Consider the following 16,111-nt stretch of genomic DNA (forward strand, 5'->3'; position numbering starts at 1 on the left):
GGAAGTCACGGCATGACGGAGGTGAGAGAACTGCGCCCGGACCCCGCTCGCCGACCCCACCTGGGGATGCACGCCGGCGAACTCGACGGCAAGTGGTACGCCAAGTACTGGAACCCGGTGATGGCACCACTGCCGGAGCACATCAAGGAGGCGATCGATCTCGGCCCTCAGGCGCCCCCCTTGTGCCTGAGTCCGGACAACGCGGCAACGCTGAGCGACACCGGCTATCAGGAGTTCGAGAACGGATACAGCCTCTTCAGCGACGGATCCATGCACGTCGCCACACTGACCCGCATGCCGAGAGTGTCTCCGGTCATGGTGGACTGGTGGTTCTGGTGGCAGGCCACGGAGACCCAACGGTACAAGCTGTGGCATCCGCGTGCTCACCTGTACGCGGAATGGTCCGGAGGCACGGTGGACCAGAGTGCTCCCTACCGTGACAGGTATATCGGGGGTACATCGTTCGTCGACGAGTACGTCGGCAGTTCGCTCGGCGAGCTCGCCATCCGGTTCGTCCATCCCGGCAGGCTGGGATTCAGCGACGACAGCCTCGATCCGGACGAAGCCACCGCGATCTGCGCCACGGTCGGGTTGTCCAGCGTTCCGCTCGATTGGGGCCACCTGGTCCACTACGTACGCCGGGTGAAGGGCGGCGCCGAGATGCGTTCGCGCTTTTGGATGGGCGGGAAATATGTCGCACTCCGCACGGGAGCCTCCCTGACCGACGAACTCGAAACAGTCGCAGAGGGTCTGCGGCGTCTCGGGGACGGACACGCCCGCGCCATGGTCGTGCATTGCTCACGGGAGATGAACCATCTCGCAGCGTTTCTCCCGGATATTTTCGACGAGTTCCAAAGATCTGAATAGGCTCGCCGGCCGGCAGGGCCTGCTCTGCCGCTCGCGCCAGTTCGGTCGGGTGCCTCAAACCGTCGGCATCTGATTCTCGTCCGAATTCAGTCCGTCACGGTTGCGCCGGTTCACGAAGATTCCCGAAAGGAGAGGGCATGTCGACCCGGACCGAAGGCAGGGTGTTGCGGCGCGGTGACTACCGTTACGAGAGTCGGCGCCGTGAGGCGTGCTGGCACGCGGGCGTACCGGACCGCTACCCAGAGGTGATCGTGCTGGCCAACAACGAGGACGACGTCGTCGCGGCGGTACGGCTCGCCAGGGAGGAGGGCCTGCGGATCGCGGTGCGGTCCGGTGGCCACAGCTGGTCCGGGTCGCACCTGCGTGACGGCACGGTGCTGATCGACCTGTCGAACCTGCGGCACGTGGCGGTCGACAGGGAGGCGATGACCGGCACCGCCCAGCCCGGAATCAAGGGGTCGGAACTCAACGCGATGTTGGCCGAGCAGAACCTGTTCTTTCCTACCGGCCACTGCACGGGTGTCTCCATCGGCGGGTACCTGCTGCAAGGCGGGTTCGGCTGGGCCGGCCGGGACTACGGACCGGCGTGCATGTCGGTGACCGGTATCGACGTGGTCACGGCGAGCGGCGAACGGATCCACGCCGACGAGACGCGGAACGCCGACCTGTTCTGGGCGGCCCGCGGCGCCGGTCCCGGCTTCTTCGCCGTGGTGACCAGGTTCTACGTCAAGCTGTATCCGCGCATGCGGGTCACGATGAACAGCGGCTACTTCTGGCCGGCCTCGGCCGCACAAGACGTCTACCGGTTCGTCCATGAGATCGGCCGTCAGACCCCGACCGAGATCAATCTCTTGTGCTGCCGCGACCCGATGACGGACGGCGAGCCTCTCATCTCGCTCAATGCGACGGCCTTCACCGATACGGAGGAGGAGGCCAGGGAACAACTGTCGATCTTCGAGTCCTGTCCCGCACGCCCTCACGTGCTCACGACTCGGCTCAACGAGGTGACGGACACCGGAACCCTCAGCCAATACGGCACTGATCCACATTACGACGAGACCAAGCGCTACCTGGCCGACAATATGTGGACCCATGCCTCCTTCGATGACCTGTGGCCCAACTTCGAGGCCATGCTGAAGACCTGGCCGCCGACGCCGTCGCACCTGGTGGTGTTCAACTGGGGAGGATACGAGAGACAGCCCGAACGTCCGTCGATGGCGTACTCGGTGGAGGACGAGCTGTACTACGGGCTGTATGCGGCCTGGACCGATCCGGTCGACAGCCGGACTTACACGAACTGGGTGACCAACCACATGCGAGCGTGGGAGCCGTATGCCAGCGGCATCCAGCTGGCTGACGAGAACCTGGTCAACCGCCCGTATCGCTTCGTGACCGACGAGAACCTCCTAAGGCTCGACGCCCTCCGCGCCGGATGGGACCCCGACGGGCTGTTCGTGTCCTGGCTGGGTCGGCCTGAACTGCGTACCGATGCCGCTGCCGCGGATACCAAGGAAAGCCCGGTCGCCGGCCCGAGCGAATGATCGGAGCGGAGACCAACGGTCCCGGGGCGGGCGAGTGGGAGGAGCCGCTCGGCGAGCACCCACAGCACTTCCTGACCGTGGCTGACCCCTGCGTCTGGCACGGTTGTGACACGTAGCGCTCCGCCTCGGTGTTTCGGATGACGCTCGTCGGAGAGGCAGTGCCGACGGTGGTTGCCTGCCTCACCGTGCCGGGTCTGGCTCTCGCGTTTGTCTGGGGATGGGGACGCAGCCCGCTTGTCACCGGTGGTGTGGGCGGTGCCGTGCTGGTCTTCCTCGGCGATGGCGGCTGGGAGCTACTTCGTCCCGCCACGCCAGGGCGGCGTGGGCCCCGCGGTGTCGACCGGCTGTGCCGACAGCCGCAGCAGCCCCTCGCCGCAGCTGACCGATTCCAGCCAGTACAACCGATGCGGTCCGGGCGGCGGCGGCTCCGGAGTACCCGCGGGCCCGGGAACCCGGCGAGGCCTCACCTGCCCTTCGCGCCAACGCCCGGCCCGGTTGGGCAGACGGCACGGGTTCCCTCCGGTCCTCTCCAACTACCCTTCATTCATTGTGAGTTGAACCGTGCGCGTTCGTGAACCGGTTACGATCCGATCGGCTCCACAAGTCGTCGTCGCCCACGAAACCGGAAACGGAAGTCCGGGAACCACCGGATGCCCAAGTGGCATCGGTACAGGGGCGGGACACACGTCGACTCGGCAGTTTCCCCCGCGTCGCGGGGTACGGCGAGCACCGGACAAGGGGCGGGAACGTGGGGTATGCGAGAGGCCTGCACATGTGCGGGGCCCTGGTGATGTGCGGGTTACTCCTGGTCGGCTGCGCAGAGGGCGAAAGCGGCGGCGACACGCAGACCGGGGCAGCCGCGGACGCGAGCACAGGCGGGGGCGCCACGCCGACTGCCTCGCCGACCTTCGCCGCCGGGTCGGGATCCGCCTCGCCGGAGCCGGATACCTCGGCCGGCGAGGGCGCGTCGACGCCGTGGACGAACTCGGACCCGGAGTGGGGTGCGTGATGGAGCGGCTGCTTCCCTCCGATCCGTCCCGCCTCGGCGGCCACCGGCTGCTGGGACGGCTGGGTGCCGGGCGGCATGGGCGTGGTCTACCTGGCCCGTACCGAGGCCGGGGACCTGGCCGCGGTGAAGGTCATCCAGCCGGAGTACGCCGACCAGGCGGAGTTCCGGGCCCGGTTCCACCGGGAAGTGGTCTCCGCCCGACGGGTGGACAGCCCCTGGGTGGTGCCGGTGGTGGGCGCCGACACCGAGGCCGGCGCACCGTGGCTGGCCACGGCGTTCGTGCCGGGTCCGTCGCTGGCCGAGGCGGTCGTGGCCTGCGGGCCGCTGCCGACGCGCGCGGTGCGGATACTGGGCAAGGTGCTGGCGCGGGCCCTGGCCTTCTCGCGCCCGCCGCCGGCAACCACCTCGAAGCGATCGGCACCGTCCTGAAGTCCGGACGCACCCTGACCGTGTGCCAGTTGGAGGTGTACGGCGTCCGGGAAGGAGGCGAGCGGAAGCTCGTCGCCAACGGCCAGCAGAGCCCTCACGACACGGACGCCCACGCCGTCGTCCCGAGCGTGTTCTCCGGGCCGATATCGAGGGGCTCGGCCGGTCTTACGTTCTGGGCCTTGCGTCCCCGCTCCGGGACGACCCGGAGATAGGTGCCGTCCTCGGTGGCCATGCGCCAGTACAGACCCGCCCGCGCGCTCTCGCCCGGGTCGAGGGTGAGCGGCGCGGCGCCGGGGTCGTCCGGCGCCATGGGCACCTCGTCCGTCCCCTCGACGGTGCGTACGCCCGTGAGCGGGGTGCCCTTCTCGTCGAGGACACGGACGGCCGGGTAGCCGTTCACCTCGTACGGTCGCTCGGAGCAGTTGGTGAGGGTGAGTGCCATGGCCCGCAGCCCCATGGCCCCGTCAACGGGGCCGGTGGCGAGCCGCACCCCGGACGGCGGGCAGCCGCGCGCCTGTTGGACCGTGACGGCGGGTGAGCGGGCCGCCCTGGGCCGGTGTTCCGGTTCGGTGAACAAGCCGCAGCCGCTCACGGCGAGCGTCAGCACACCGGCGAGAACGGCGTTGCGGGACGGCCTGGGACGTAACACGATCATCCGCTGATCATTCCACGCCACCTCCGCCCTTCCTGCCGCCGCGACCACCTCCGACGCATCCCTCAGATCACACTCCCCCGCGCCGTCACCAAGCCCGACTCGTAGGCGAACACGACCAGTTGGGCCCGGTCGCGGGCGCCGAGCTTCGTCATCGCCCGGCTGATGTGCGTCTTGGCGGTGAACGGGCTGATGACCATGTGCGCGGCGATCTCCTCGTTGGTCAGACCGCGCGCGGCGAGCGCGGTGACCTCGCGTTCGCGGCGGGTGAGGCACTCCAGGCCGGGCGCTGTGGCCCGGTCCGGTGGCCGGGCGACGAACTCGCTGATCAGGGTGCGGGTCACGGACGGGGACAGCAGCGCCTCTCCGTGCGCGACGACCTCGATGGCCTGGAGCAGGTCGGCGGGCTCGGTGTCCTTGAGCAGGAAGCCGCTGGCCCCGGCGCGCAGCGCCTCGAAGACGTACTCGTCCAGGCCGTAGTTGGTGAGCATGATGACGCGTACGGCGGACAGCTCCGGGTCGGCGGCGATGCGGCGGGTGGCCTCGATGCCCGACATCACCGGCATCTGTACGTCGACGAGGGCGATGTCCGGCACACAGGCGCGCACGAGCGCGAGGCCCTGCTTCCCGTCGGGGGCCTCGCCCACGACCTCGATGCCGTCCTCGGCGTCGAGCAGAGCGCGGAAGCCGGCGCGCATCAGTGCCTGGTCGTCGACGAGCGCGATCCTGATCACGACACCTCCTCCGGTATGCCCAGCGGCAGTTCGGCGCGCACCGAGAAGCCGCCCTCCGTACGCGGTGCGGCGTGCAGGGTGCCGCCGAGGGCCATGACGCGTTCACGCATGCCGGTGAGGCCGATTCCGGGGGTGGGCGGACAGGACGGGTCGGCGCCGCCGTCGTCGTCCACCGATATCGTCAGCTCGTCAGGACTGTAGTGGAGTTGGACGGCCACCTTGGCGGGGCCCGCGTGGCGCGCGGCGTTCGTCAGGGCCTCCTGGACGATGCGGTACGCGGCACGGTCCACCGTCGCCGTGAGGGGCCGCTCGTCGCCGTTCACCGTCAACTCCACGGCGAGGCCGGCCGCGCGGGCCCGCTCCACGAGTAGCGCGGGGGTTCCGGTCGGCTCGTCGGTGCGCAACACCTCGAGGGTGGCTCGCAGTTCGCGCATCGCCTCGCCGCCCGCCTCCTGGATGGCGAGCAGCGCGGGCGACACCTCCTCACCGCGTTTGCGGGCGAGGTGGACGGCGACGCCGGCCTGGAGCTTGACGATCGAGATGCTGTGGGTGAGTGAGTCGTGCAACTCGCGTGCGATCCTGAGCCGTTCCTCGCCCGCGCGACGCAGGGCGGCCTCCTCGCGGGTGCGTTCCGCCTCCATCGCGCGTTGTTCCGTCTGGCGCAGATAGGCCTGCCAGTTACGGTCGGCGAGACCTGTCACCAGGGCGCACAGGAACCACCCGGCGAGCAGGAGCGATCGTTCGACGCTTCCTCGCGCCGCGAGGTCCGTGGTCACGAAGCCCGCGAGGAACAGGGCGCTCGCGAGGGCCGCCACGCCTCGGTGGCCCGCTCGGGCCGCCGTGTGGACGGCGCTCAGCACGGGGAGGGCGGCGAGGGTGCCGGGGTGGGCGTGCAGGACGTACGCCGTCGTGGCGACCGTACTGACCGCGAGTACCCGGCGCGGGGCGCGGCGGTAGGCCGCCAGGGCGAGGGAGCCGACGGTGATCAGGGCGTAGTCGGCGGGGGTCGCGCGGTGGTCGATCGCGGCCGCGGTCATGACGAGGGCGCCGACGACGACCGCGAGGGTGGTGTCGGCCAGGTGTCTGCGGGTGACCTGGTCCAGCGTCATGTTCCGCACGATAGACGGCCGTTCGGGCAGTGGCGTCAGACCTGTGGAGGGGGACCGGCATACTCCGGCTGGAGTAGACCGCGGCGTGCGGGGGCCGGGTGGGGGTAGCTCGGATTGCCTTCGGGTGGACGACGTCCGTGGACGCCTTCCTGAAGGAGGGTGGCGACGGCGGCCGAGCGGTGGCCCCGCGCACATTCCCCACGAGGAGGCGTCCCATGCCCACTCCCTTCCGTTTCACCACCCCCTCTCCACCCAAGTCGGCCACCGGCCGGGTCGCGGGCGTCTACGCCCAGCTCGCCGACGACTTCGGCATCGAGCGCGCGGTGACCTTCGTCGTGCTCTCGTCTGCACCCGATCTCATGGCCTCCGCCTGGGCGTTGATGCGCGAGTCGCTGATCGCGGGCGAGGGAAGCCGGACGGGGAAGGAACTCGCGGCGCTCGGGGTGTCCGTCGCCAATCGGTGCCCGTTCTGCGTGGACGCGCACACGATGTTGCTGCACGCGACCGGGGACCACCGGCTCGCGGAGACGGCGGCGCGCGGTGAGACGCCCGCCGACGAGGAGCACGCGCGCGTGCTGGCGTGGGGCGGGGCGACCCGGAGTCCGGGGGCGCCGGAGTTGACGCCGTACCCCTTCCCCGTCGCGCACGCCCCCGCCTACATCGGCACCGCCCTGTCCTTCCACTTCATCAACCGTGTGGTGTCGGCGCTGCTCACCGAGAATCTGCTGCCCGGCAACATGCAACGGTTCCGGGCGGTGCGAAGTCTGGCCGGACGGTCCGTCGCCCGGACGGTGCGCCGGCGCCCCGCGCCGGGTGCGGGCCTGGAACTCCTCGACGACGCCGGGCCCGGTCCGCACTGGGCGCGCGGGACCACCGTCGGACCGGCCTACGCCGCGCTGCGGGCCGCCGCCACCGAGGGGGAGGGTCTTCTCGACGAGGCCGACCGCTTCCTCGTACGGGAGACGCTCCGGGACTGGGACGGCTCGCACCCGCCGCTCGCGTGGGACGGGCTCCCCGGCCATTCGCGGCCCGGGGCACGTCTCGCGCTGCTGGCCGCGCTGGCCCCGTACCGGATCACGGACGAGGACGTGACGGCCTGGCGCAAACCCATGCATACCGATCACTGCCTGGTGCATCTCGTGGCGTACGGCGCGTTCGCCGCCGTCGACCGGATCGAGAGCGCGCTGCCCGTCCGCACGACCGAGGAGACCTCATGACACAGATCGCCAACTTTGATCAGGCACGGGCCTGGAACGGCGCTGTCGGCAACCACTGGGCGAGCCATCGCGAGCGCTATGACACGCTCGTGTCGGGTCTGAACGCCGCGCTCTTCGACGCGGCGGCGATCACCGCGGGCGAGCGGGTCCTGGACGTCGGTTGCGGGGCCGGTGCGACGACCCGGATCGCGGGCCGACTGGCGGCGCACGGGCACGCCGTCGGGGTCGACATCTCGGCGCCCCTGCTCGACCTGGCCCGGGCCACGACCACCGTGGAGGGGGTCACCAACGTCGCGTACGAGTTCGCCGACGCCCAGACCCACCCCTTCCCGCCCGCCGGATACGACGTCCTGATCAGCCGCGGCGGGGTGATGTTCTTCGCGGACCACGTGGCGGCGTTCCGGAACCTGGCACGGTCGCTGCGGCCGGGCGGGCGGCTCGCGTTCGTCTGTCCGCAGCCCGCCGGTCCCGAGGGGGAGGAGTCACGCGCCCTGAGTCTTTTCGGACAACTCCTGGACGAACCCGACGCCGCGACGGTCGCCGTCCAGGCCGCCATGGCATCCCTGTCCGACCCGGCGCGCATCCGCGAGGTGCTGCACGGGTGGGACGACGTGACGGTGGCCGCGGTCGCGGCGGAGACGACATGGGGGCGCGACGCCGCGGACGCCGTCGGCTTCGTCCTCTCCCGCACGCCCGGCCGGACGGCCGACGCCGCCACGCGCGCGGCCCTGGAGGACACCTTGCGTCCTTATGAGACGGATCGCGGTGTTCGGCTCCGGGCGGCGGTGTGGCTGGTGACGGCGAAGTGGGGCGGGGGCCCTCACCGGTGAGCCACTGTCACCGCACAGCCACGGAGCGAGTTGGCACTTCCGCCCCACAGGGAGTCATGTGACACTGGCGTTCCGTCCACAGTGTGGACTCGCTCCCCACCGTCCCCCACGAGAAGTGCGCCGTGCATTCTCTTCCTCTGCCACTCGCTCTCACCGCACGCCTGTTGCCGGTCGCGGTGCTCGCCTGCACGGGCTGGGCCATGTCGTCCGGTCCCTCGACGACGACGCCGGCCGCCACCGCCCCCAAGTCGCCGCAGAAGACGCAGGAGGCCACCTCAGGACCCTCGGCGACGGCGGTCGCGAGGAAGTACACCGTGGCTCCCGCGCCCTGCACCGGCGTGACGGAGAAGACGGTCAAGGCCCTTGTCCCGGGCGCCAAGACGGCCGGTCAGGAGATTCCGTCGACGGACAAGTCGGTACGCCGCACCTGCTCCTGGAACGCGCTCAAGGGCTTCGACTACCACTGGCTGGACGTCTCGTACGAGATCAAGGATTCAGCCGAAGCGGCACAGAAGTCCTATACAGGGCGCGTCGCGGACAAGAGCGGCGGAGGGGTGGTTCCCGGCCTCGGCGACTCGGCCTACTCCGTCGTGAACCTCACCACCACGGACAAGCAGCAGACCCGCGAGGGGGTGGTGATCGTCCGCGCGTCCAACGCGCTGGTGGTCGTCACGTACAACGGCAGCGACTTCGAGACGAAGAAGGCGCCCAGTACGGACGAGATCAACAAGGGCGCCATCAAGGCCGCCAAGGACGTGGTGGCGACGCTGGAGAACGGCCAGAAGGGCTGACCGTTCTCCCACCGCCGCGCCGCTCCGGCGGCCGCTGTCGATCCGCCGTTGTCCGACGGCTGTCCTGCCGCACGGGTCAGACGGCGGTCTTCTCCTTGCCTCGCAGCAGCATCAGCACCAGGTACAGCACCATCGACGTACCGAGTCCGACCGCCCAGCCGTAGTCGGCCAGCGACTTCAGCGCCGGGATGGGCCGCCCGTCGATCAGCGGGTGGAAGTCGGCGCCGCCGACCGCCAGGACGCCGCCGGTGAGGAAGGCGACGACGGCCCGCCAGTTCCAGCCGCCGTCGTACCAGTAGCGGCCGCCCGTGCGGTACAGGTCGGCGAGGTCGAGCTTGGTGCGGCGCAGGATCCAGTAGTCGGCGATGAGGATGCCGGCGACGGTGCCGAGCAGACCGCCGACGAGGCCGAGCCAGGTGAAGATGTAGCCCTGCGGGTCGGAGTACAGCTTCCAGGGGAAGATCAGCACGCCGAGGACGCAGGTGGCGAGTGCGCCGGTACGGAAGTTGATCTTCCGTGGTGCGAGGTTGGAGAAGTCGAAGGCCGGCGAGACCAGGTTGGCCGCGATGTTCACGGACAGGGTCGCGACCAGCACGGTGACCAGCGCGTAGAGGAGGCCGAAGACGTTGTCGGTCTTGGCGGCCAGCTGGACCGGGTCCCAGATGGCCTCGCCGTACACGGCCTGCGAGCCCGAGGTGACCATGACGGACAGGAACGCGAAGAGCGTCATCGTGGTGGGCAGACCGAGCGCCTGACCCCAGGTCTGCGCCTTCTGGCTCTTGCCGTACCGGGTGAAGTCCGGGATGTTCAGCGACAGCGTGGACCAGAAGCCGATCATGCCCATGAGCGAGGGCCAGAACAGCTTCCAGAAGTCGCCGCCCCAGCCGAGCTTCGAAGGCTGGTCGAGCAGCGGGCCGAAGCCGCCCGCCTTGCCGCTCATCCACCACAGCATCACGCCGGCGCCCAGGAGCACGAAGGGCGCCGCCCAGTTCTCGAAGCGGCGGATCGTCTCCATGCCCCGGTAGATGATGGCGACCTGGAGCACCCAGAAGATCGCGAACGACAGCCACATGGTCCACGCGTAGCCGCCGATGTGCGAGGCGTCCTTCCAGCCGTCACCGAAGAGCTTCCCGGCGAGGAAGTAGATCGCCTCGCCGCCGATCCAGGTCTGGATGCCGAACCAGCCGCAGGCCACCAACGCCCGTACGACAGCGGGCAGGTTGGCCCCGCGCACACCGAAGGAGGCGCGGGCGAAGACCGGGAAGGGTATGCCGTACTTGGGTCCGGCGTGCCCGGTGAGCAGCATCGGGACCAGCACGATCAGGTTGGCCAGGGCGATGGTGAGCACGGCCTGCTTCCAGTCCATGCCGACGGCTATCAGGCCGGAAGCCAGGGTCCAGGAAGCGGTGTTGTGGGCCATGCCGACCCAGAGCGCCGAGAAGTTGTACGTGGTCCACGTGCGCTTCTCGACCGGGACCGGCAGCAGGTCCTCGTTGGCGTAGGGGCCAGTGGGCGCGGGCGTGTCGGGCGCGATCTCCACCCGGCCGTCGGCGAGCGTGACTTGAGCGACGGGCGGGCCCTCGCTGGGGACGGTCTCGGTCATGGGCAGGCCAATCAAGTGAGGAGTGACGGAGAGGCCGTGCGGGTGACGCCGTGGGGGGTTGTGCGGGTGCGGTGGTGCGGTGATCCCCCTCCCCGGACGGGGGGAAGGGGACGTATGGGGAGGGGGAGCGGAGGCCTGGGTGCGGCCGGTGGTGCGGTGGGCGGCCGGGGGTCGGCCGCCCGGGGCGGCGCTGTCAGCCGTTGACGGCCGGGATGACCTTCGACCCGTACGCGTCGATCACGGCCTCCTGCGCGTCGTGCATGTCGTACACCGCGAACTGGTCCACGCCCAGCGCGCGCAGCGCCTTCAGCTTCTCGATGTGCCGCTCGGCCGTGCCGATCAGACAGAACCGGTCGACGATCTCGTCCGGCACGAACTTGGTGTCGGGGTTGTCGCTGCGCCCGTGGTGGGAGTAGTCGTAGCCCTCGCGGGCCTTGATGTAGTCGGTGAGTTCCTCGGGCACGGCGGCGGAGTGCTCGCCGTACTTGGAGACCAGGTCGGCGACGTGGTTGCCGACCATGCCGCCGAACCAGCGGCACTGCTCGCGCGCGTGGGCGAGCGCCTCCGGCGAGTCGTCCTCGGTGATGTACGCGGGCGCGGCCACGCAGATCTTCACCTCGGAGGGGTCGCGCCCCGCCTCGACGGCCGCGTCCTTCACGGCTTTGACCATGTACTCGGTGAGGTAGAGGTCGGCGAGCTGGAGGATGAACCCGTCGGCCTCCTCACCGGTCATCTTCAGGGCCTTGGGGCCGTACGCGGCCATCCAGACCGGGAGTTCGGCGCCCGGCTTGACCCAGGGGAACTTGACGACGGTGCCGCCGAGGTCGGCCTCGTCGCCACGGCCGAGGGCGCGGATGACCTTCATCGCACCGCTGATCCGGGCGAGGGTGTTGGGCTTGCGCCCGGCGACGCGCATCGCCGAGTCGCCGCGCCCGATGCCGCACACCGTGCGGTTGCCGTACATGTCGTTGAGCGTCGCGAAGGTGGAGGCGGTGACCTCCCAGGTGCGGGTGCCCGGGTTGGTGACCATCGGTCCGACCGTCAACTTCTCGGTGTTCGCGAGGATCTGACTGTAGATCACGAAGGGTTCCTGCCACAGCACGGCCGAGTCGAAGGTCCAGCCGTACGTGAAGCCGTTGCCCTCGGCGCGCTTCATCAGGTCGATGACGCGGGAGGCCGGGGGGTCGGTCTGCAGGACGAGTCCGAAGTCCATGGCGCCACTCCTAGTCGCTCAGAGAAGGTACTGACAGGTGGAGCGGGGGGTGTAGACGCCGTGACCCGCGCGTCCGGTGAACTCCCGCTCGGTGATGACCGGTTCGCCGCGCGAGAGCACGGTCTCGACCTGCCCGGTGACGCGCTTGCCCTCGTACGCCGAGTAGTCGACGTTCATGTGGTGGGTCTCGACCGACATGACCTGCTCGGCGTGCGGGTCGTAGATGACGATGTCGGCGTCGGCGCCCGGCGCGATGGTGCCCTTCTTCGGGTACAGGCCGAACATCCGGGCCGGGGTGGCGCAGGCGATCTCGATCCAGCGGCGACGCGAGATGTGCCCGTCGACGACGGCCTGGTGGAGCAGGTCCATGCGGTTCTCGACGCCCGGGAGGCCGTTGGGGATCTTCGAGAAGTCGCCCCGGCCCAGCTCCTTCTGGCCCACGAAGCAGAAGGGGCAGTGGTCCGTCGACACGACCTGGAGGTCGTTGGTGCGCAGGCCCCGCCACAGGGCGGCCTGGTGCTCCTTGGGCCGAAGGGGTGTGCTGCACACGTACTTCGAGCCCTCGAAGTCCGGTTCCGCGAGGTTGTCGGTCGACAGGAAAAGGTACTGCGGGCAGGTCTCGCCGAAGACGTTCAGGCCCTCGTCACGCGCCCGTGCGATCTCGGCGACCGCCTCCTGCGCCGAGACGTGCACGACGTACAGCGGGGCACCCGCGACCTGGGCGAGCTTGATGGCCCGGTGGGTGGCCTCGGCCTCCAGGAGCGCCTTGCGCACCTCGCCGTGGAAGCGCGGGTCGGTCTCGCCGCGCGCCAGCGCCTGTTCCACGAGGACGTCGATCGCGATGCCGTTCTCCGCGTGCATCATGATCAGGCCGCCGTTCTCGGCGGAGCGCTGCATGGCGCGCAGGATCTGGCCGTCGTCGCTGTAGAAGACGCCGGGGTAGGCCATGAACTGCTTGAAGGAGGTGACGCCCTCCTGGACCAGCAGATCCATCTCCTTGAGCGTCTCCTGGTTGACGTCGGAGACGATCATGTGAAAGGCGTAGTCGATGGCGCAGTTGCCGTCGGCCTTGGCGTTCCAGGTGTCGAGGCCCTCGCGCAGCGAGTGGCCGACGCTCTGCACCGCGAAGTCGACGATGGTGGTGGTGCCGCCCCAGGCCGCGGCCCGGGTGCCCGTCTCGAAGGTGTCCGAGGCGAAGGTGCCGCCGAAGGGCAGCTCCATGTGGGTGTGGGCGTCGACGCCGCCCGGGATGACGTACTTGCCGGTGGCGTCGATGGTCTTCTCGGCCGTCCACGACTCGGCCGCCGGGGTGCCGGTCGCGGCGAGGGCGACGACCCGGCCGTCCTCGATCAGGACGTCGGCGTGGATCTCGTCGGACGCGGTGATGACGAGGCCATTACGGATGACGGTACGGCTGCTCATGCTCCCTCTCTCTCCTGCCGTGCGCTGAAAACTGCGGGTCACTCGTGGCCGGTCGCGCCCACGCGGCGAAGCGGCGCGATGCCACGGCCCCGCGCCCCTTCGGGGGCGCGGGAACCCCGGCGGACCCCAGGGCGCCGCCGGGCTACGGCGCGGTCAGCGGCTCGTACGCGTCGGGACGGCGGTCCCGGTAGAACTGCCAGCGGTCGCGTACCTCTCGCAGCTTGGCCATGTCGAGGTCGCGGACGACGAGTTCGGTCTCCTTGTCGCTGGCCACCTCCCCGACGAACTGGGCCTCCGGGTCGACGAAGTACGACGTTCCGTAGAAGTCGTTGTCGCCCAGCTCCTCCACGCCCACGCGGTTGATGGCGCCCACGAAGTACTCGTTGGCGACGGCCGCCGCCGGCTGCTCCAACTGCCAGATGTAGGAGGACAGTCCGCGCGAGGTGGCCGACGGGTTGAACACGATCTCGGCGCCCGCGAGGCCCAGCGCACGCCAGCCCTCCGGGAAGTGCCGGTCGTAGCAGATGTAGACGCCGATCTTGCCGACGGCGGTGTCGAAGACCGGCCAGTCGGCGTTGCCGGGACGGAAGTAGAACTTCTCCCAGAAGCCCTCGACCTGCGGGATGTGGTGCTTGCGGTACTTGCCGAGGTACGAGCCGTCCGCGTCGATCACGGCGGCCGTGTTGTAGAGGACGCCGGGCTGCTCCTCCTCGTACATCGGCAGCACGAGGACGATGCCGAGTTCCTTGGCGAGCGCCTGGAAGCGCCGGACGATCGGACCTTCGGGGATCTGCTCGGCGTACTCGTAGAACGCCTTGTCCTGGACCTGGCAGAAATAGGGCCCGTAGAAGAGCTCCTGGAAGCACAGCACCTGTGCGCCCTGCGCGGCCGCGTCGCGGGCCGCCTGCTCGTGCACCTGGATCATCGACTCCTTGTCGCCGGTCCAGGCAGTCTGGAAGACGGCGGCGCGGATCACTCTGCTCATCGGGACCTCCGGTCGCTCGGTGTGCGAGGAGCCTAGGAAGCCCGGACGGCCGCATTGAGTTGCACCGTGTCACGTCTGAGGCGCTGTGCCGTTCCACGGTGTCACCCCCGCGTTGTCGCATGTTTCACCTGAGTCGTCCCGTGTTTCACCGTTGTTGCGCGTCGTGTGCGAGCAGTGCGATGTGTACGGAGGCGGCCTGCTCGAAGTCGTCGAGGTCGACGCCGAGCCGGGCCTCTATGGCCTCCAGCCGGCGGTAGAGCGCGGGCCTGCTGACGTGGTGGAGCTGTGCGGTGCGGGACTTGTTGCGGCCGGTCGCGAGATAGGTCCGCAGCACGGGCAGCAGCTCCGACTCGGCGTCGGCTCCGCACAGCAGTCCGTCCAGCTCCCGTTCGGCGAAGGACTGGACGTTCGGGTCGTCGCGCAACAGCCGTATCAGGCCCCGCAGATGGACGTCACGCAGCCGTACGAGCACCGGCTGGTCCTGGTCGGCGGGTGCGTCGGCGGCGGCCTCGGCGACGTGCAGGGCCTCGCGCAGGCCGCCGGGGACGTCGTCCCAGGCGGTACGGGGCGAGGCCGCGGCCACGGTCGCACGGGTGCCGGTCTCATGGCGCAGCCGCAGGGCGAAGTGGGCAGCCAGCGCCTCCGCGTCCTGGTCGCGGGCGAGGCTGAGCAGCACGGCGGTGGCCCCGTCGGCGAGCTCGGCGACCAGTCCGGGGAGCCCCAACAGACGTAGTACACGATCGAGTTGGCTCGGTTCGCCGTCCCGCACCACCAGCGGCACGAAGGCCCGCCGGTTGACGGGCAGCCCGGCCGCCCTGGCCCGCGGGAGCAGCTGGCGCGCTGGTACGACCCCGCTCACCAGGTCGGTCAGCAGGCTCTGCGCGGACTCCTCCTCCCAGGTGTGCACCGAGCCGCCGAGCATCCGGTGCAGGACCAGGGCCTCGGCGGCGCGGTCGGCGAGCAGCCGCCCGGTGGCGGCGTCGCCCCGGTAGCCGCACAGCACGATGCGGCCCCATCGCTCGCCGCGCCCGCCCAGTTCGGCGCGGATCCAGCCGTCGCCCTCGCTGCCGCCCGCCTGCCGGGCGATGCGCTCCCAGTCACGCAGCACGTCGTCGACCGCGGACCGCTCCCCCGCCGTGGCGAGGACGCGATGGGCGAGGTTGGTGACGACGACCGGGCAGGCGGCGTGCACGGCGATCTCGTCGAGCATCCGCTGCAGGGGCGCGCCCGTGGTGATGAGCCCGGTGAGCGCGGTCCGTACGGCCTCGGAGAGGCTCACGGCCGCGAACTTGCTGCTGACCAGCCGGGACTGGACCTCCTCCGTCAGCTCGGCGAAGGGGAACGGCCGGTGGAGCACCACCATGGGCAGTCCGCAGCGCTCGGCGGCCCGGCGCATCACGTCCGGCGGGGTCGGGAAGGCCCGGCCGAGTCCGAGGACCACGGCCGCCGCCTCCGCGCGGTGCAGCGAACGGATGTACTCGGCCTGCGCGTCCGGGTCGCCGGCGAGCAGGACCCCGGTGGTGAGCACCATCTCGCCGCCGCTGAGCATCACACCCACGTCGGCGGCCTCGGCGACGTGCACCCAGCGCACGGACCGGTCGAGGTGGCCCGCACCGGCCACCACCTCGGGCTCTCCGGCGAGCACCCGGTCCAGGGCGAGGACCTGGCGTACCGACAGGGCGGGTTCCAAGGCGGTGGCGGTGGTCATG

General features: G+C 70.1%; 14 protein-coding genes and 2 pseudogenes. 8 read left to right on the top strand and 8 right to left on the bottom strand.

Going from position 1 to position 16,111, the window contains the following annotated elements:
• The first annotated feature begins 12 nt into the window (after window positions 1–12).
• The 5 genes and pseudogenes from OG819_RS44980 to OG819_RS45000 all read left to right on the top strand — a co-directional run.
• On the top strand, window positions 13–867 hold the full coding sequence (locus OG819_RS44980; protein ID WP_266630647.1) for a hypothetical protein: 855 nt from the start codon (window positions 13–15) through the stop codon (window positions 865–867).
• 137 nt (window positions 868–1,004) lie between these two features.
• Entirely contained in the window at window positions 1,005–2,408 is a 1,404-nt protein-coding gene (locus tag OG819_RS44985) for an FAD-binding oxidoreductase (protein WP_266630645.1), read from the top strand.
• Between the two features lie 748 nt (window positions 2,409–3,156).
• Window positions 3,157–3,417: a hypothetical protein gene (locus OG819_RS44990; protein ID WP_266655637.1), complete on the top strand. Its 261-nt coding sequence runs from the start codon at window positions 3,157–3,159 to the stop codon at window positions 3,415–3,417.
• A pseudogene (locus OG819_RS44995) lies at window positions 3,417–3,795 on the top strand (serine/threonine protein kinase); the annotation flags it as partial. The gene OG819_RS44990 and the pseudogene OG819_RS44995, both read left to right, overlap by 1 nt.
• Window positions 3,795–3,938, top strand: a pseudogene (locus tag OG819_RS45000) (DUF4442 domain-containing protein); the annotation flags it as partial. The pseudogenes OG819_RS44995 and OG819_RS45000, both read left to right, overlap by 1 nt.
• Window positions 3,939–3,940: 2 nt before the next feature.
• Here the strand turns inward: OG819_RS45000 and OG819_RS45005 are convergent.
• The 3 genes from OG819_RS45005 to OG819_RS45015 form a co-directional block, all read right to left on the bottom strand.
• Window positions 3,941–4,501 (bottom strand): DUF4232 domain-containing protein, encoded by a 561-nt coding sequence (locus OG819_RS45005; protein WP_266655167.1) that lies wholly within the window; start codon window positions 4,499–4,501, stop codon window positions 3,941–3,943.
• A 62-nt stretch (window positions 4,502–4,563) separates the two neighbouring features.
• Complete coding sequence (locus OG819_RS45010) at window positions 4,564–5,232, bottom strand: response regulator transcription factor (protein ID WP_266630641.1); 669 nt, start codon at window positions 5,230–5,232, stop codon at window positions 4,564–4,566.
• Window positions 5,229–6,341 carry a sensor histidine kinase gene (locus tag OG819_RS45015; protein ID WP_266630639.1) on the bottom strand — a complete coding sequence of 371 codons (1,113 nt, stop codon included), beginning with the start codon at window positions 6,339–6,341 and terminating at the stop codon, window positions 5,229–5,231. The genes OG819_RS45010 and OG819_RS45015 overlap by 4 nt, the downstream gene beginning before the upstream one ends.
• 215 nt (window positions 6,342–6,556) lie before the next feature.
• On the opposite strand from OG819_RS45015, the gene OG819_RS45020 reads away from it, so the two are divergent.
• The 3 genes from OG819_RS45020 (at window position 6,557) to OG819_RS45030 (ending at window position 9,179) form a co-directional block, all read left to right on the top strand.
• Window positions 6,557–7,558, top strand: coding sequence for a carboxymuconolactone decarboxylase family protein (locus tag OG819_RS45020; protein WP_266630637.1), 1,002 nt, complete (start codon window positions 6,557–6,559; stop codon window positions 7,556–7,558).
• Window positions 7,555–8,388: a class I SAM-dependent methyltransferase gene (locus tag OG819_RS45025; RefSeq protein ID WP_266630636.1), complete on the top strand. Its 834-nt coding sequence runs from the start codon at window positions 7,555–7,557 to the stop codon at window positions 8,386–8,388. The genes OG819_RS45020 and OG819_RS45025 overlap by 4 nt, the downstream gene beginning before the upstream one ends.
• Before the next feature lie 122 nt (window positions 8,389–8,510).
• On the top strand, window positions 8,511–9,179 hold the full coding sequence (locus tag OG819_RS45030; protein WP_266630634.1) for a hypothetical protein: 669 nt from the start codon (window positions 8,511–8,513) through the stop codon (window positions 9,177–9,179).
• Window positions 9,180–9,255: 76 nt separating this feature from the next.
• Here OG819_RS45030 and OG819_RS45035 read toward each other — a convergent pair whose 3' ends face one another.
• The 5 genes from OG819_RS45035 to OG819_RS45055 form a co-directional block, all read right to left on the bottom strand.
• Window positions 9,256–10,782 carry an NCS1 family nucleobase:cation symporter-1 gene (locus tag OG819_RS45035; RefSeq protein WP_266630632.1) on the bottom strand — a complete coding sequence of 509 codons (1,527 nt, stop codon included), beginning with the start codon at window positions 10,780–10,782 and terminating at the stop codon, window positions 9,256–9,258.
• A 193-nt stretch (window positions 10,783–10,975) separates the two neighbouring features.
• On the bottom strand, window positions 10,976–11,995 hold the full coding sequence (locus tag OG819_RS45040; RefSeq protein ID WP_266587734.1) for a TIGR03842 family LLM class F420-dependent oxidoreductase: 1,020 nt from the start codon (window positions 11,993–11,995) through the stop codon (window positions 10,976–10,978).
• A gap of 18 nt (window positions 11,996–12,013) precedes the next feature.
• Window positions 12,014–13,417, bottom strand: coding sequence for a dihydropyrimidinase (gene hydA, locus OG819_RS45045; protein ID WP_266428728.1), 1,404 nt, complete (start codon window positions 13,415–13,417; stop codon window positions 12,014–12,016).
• A gap of 142 nt (window positions 13,418–13,559) precedes the next feature.
• Window positions 13,560–14,402 (bottom strand): nitrilase-related carbon-nitrogen hydrolase, encoded by an 843-nt coding sequence (locus OG819_RS45050; protein WP_266428731.1) that lies wholly within the window; start codon window positions 14,400–14,402, stop codon window positions 13,560–13,562.
• Between the two features lie 145 nt (window positions 14,403–14,547).
• The gene (locus tag OG819_RS45055; protein ID WP_266630629.1) at window positions 14,548–16,110 is read right to left on the bottom strand and encodes a PucR family transcriptional regulator; all 1,563 of its coding nucleotides are present in this window, start codon (window positions 16,108–16,110) and stop codon (window positions 14,548–14,550) included.
• Between the last annotated feature and the right edge of the window lies 1 nt (window position 16,111).

This window comes from Streptomyces sp. NBC_01549 (assembly GCF_026339955.1).
Taxonomy (GTDB): domain Bacteria; phylum Actinomycetota; class Actinomycetes; order Streptomycetales; family Streptomycetaceae; genus Streptomyces.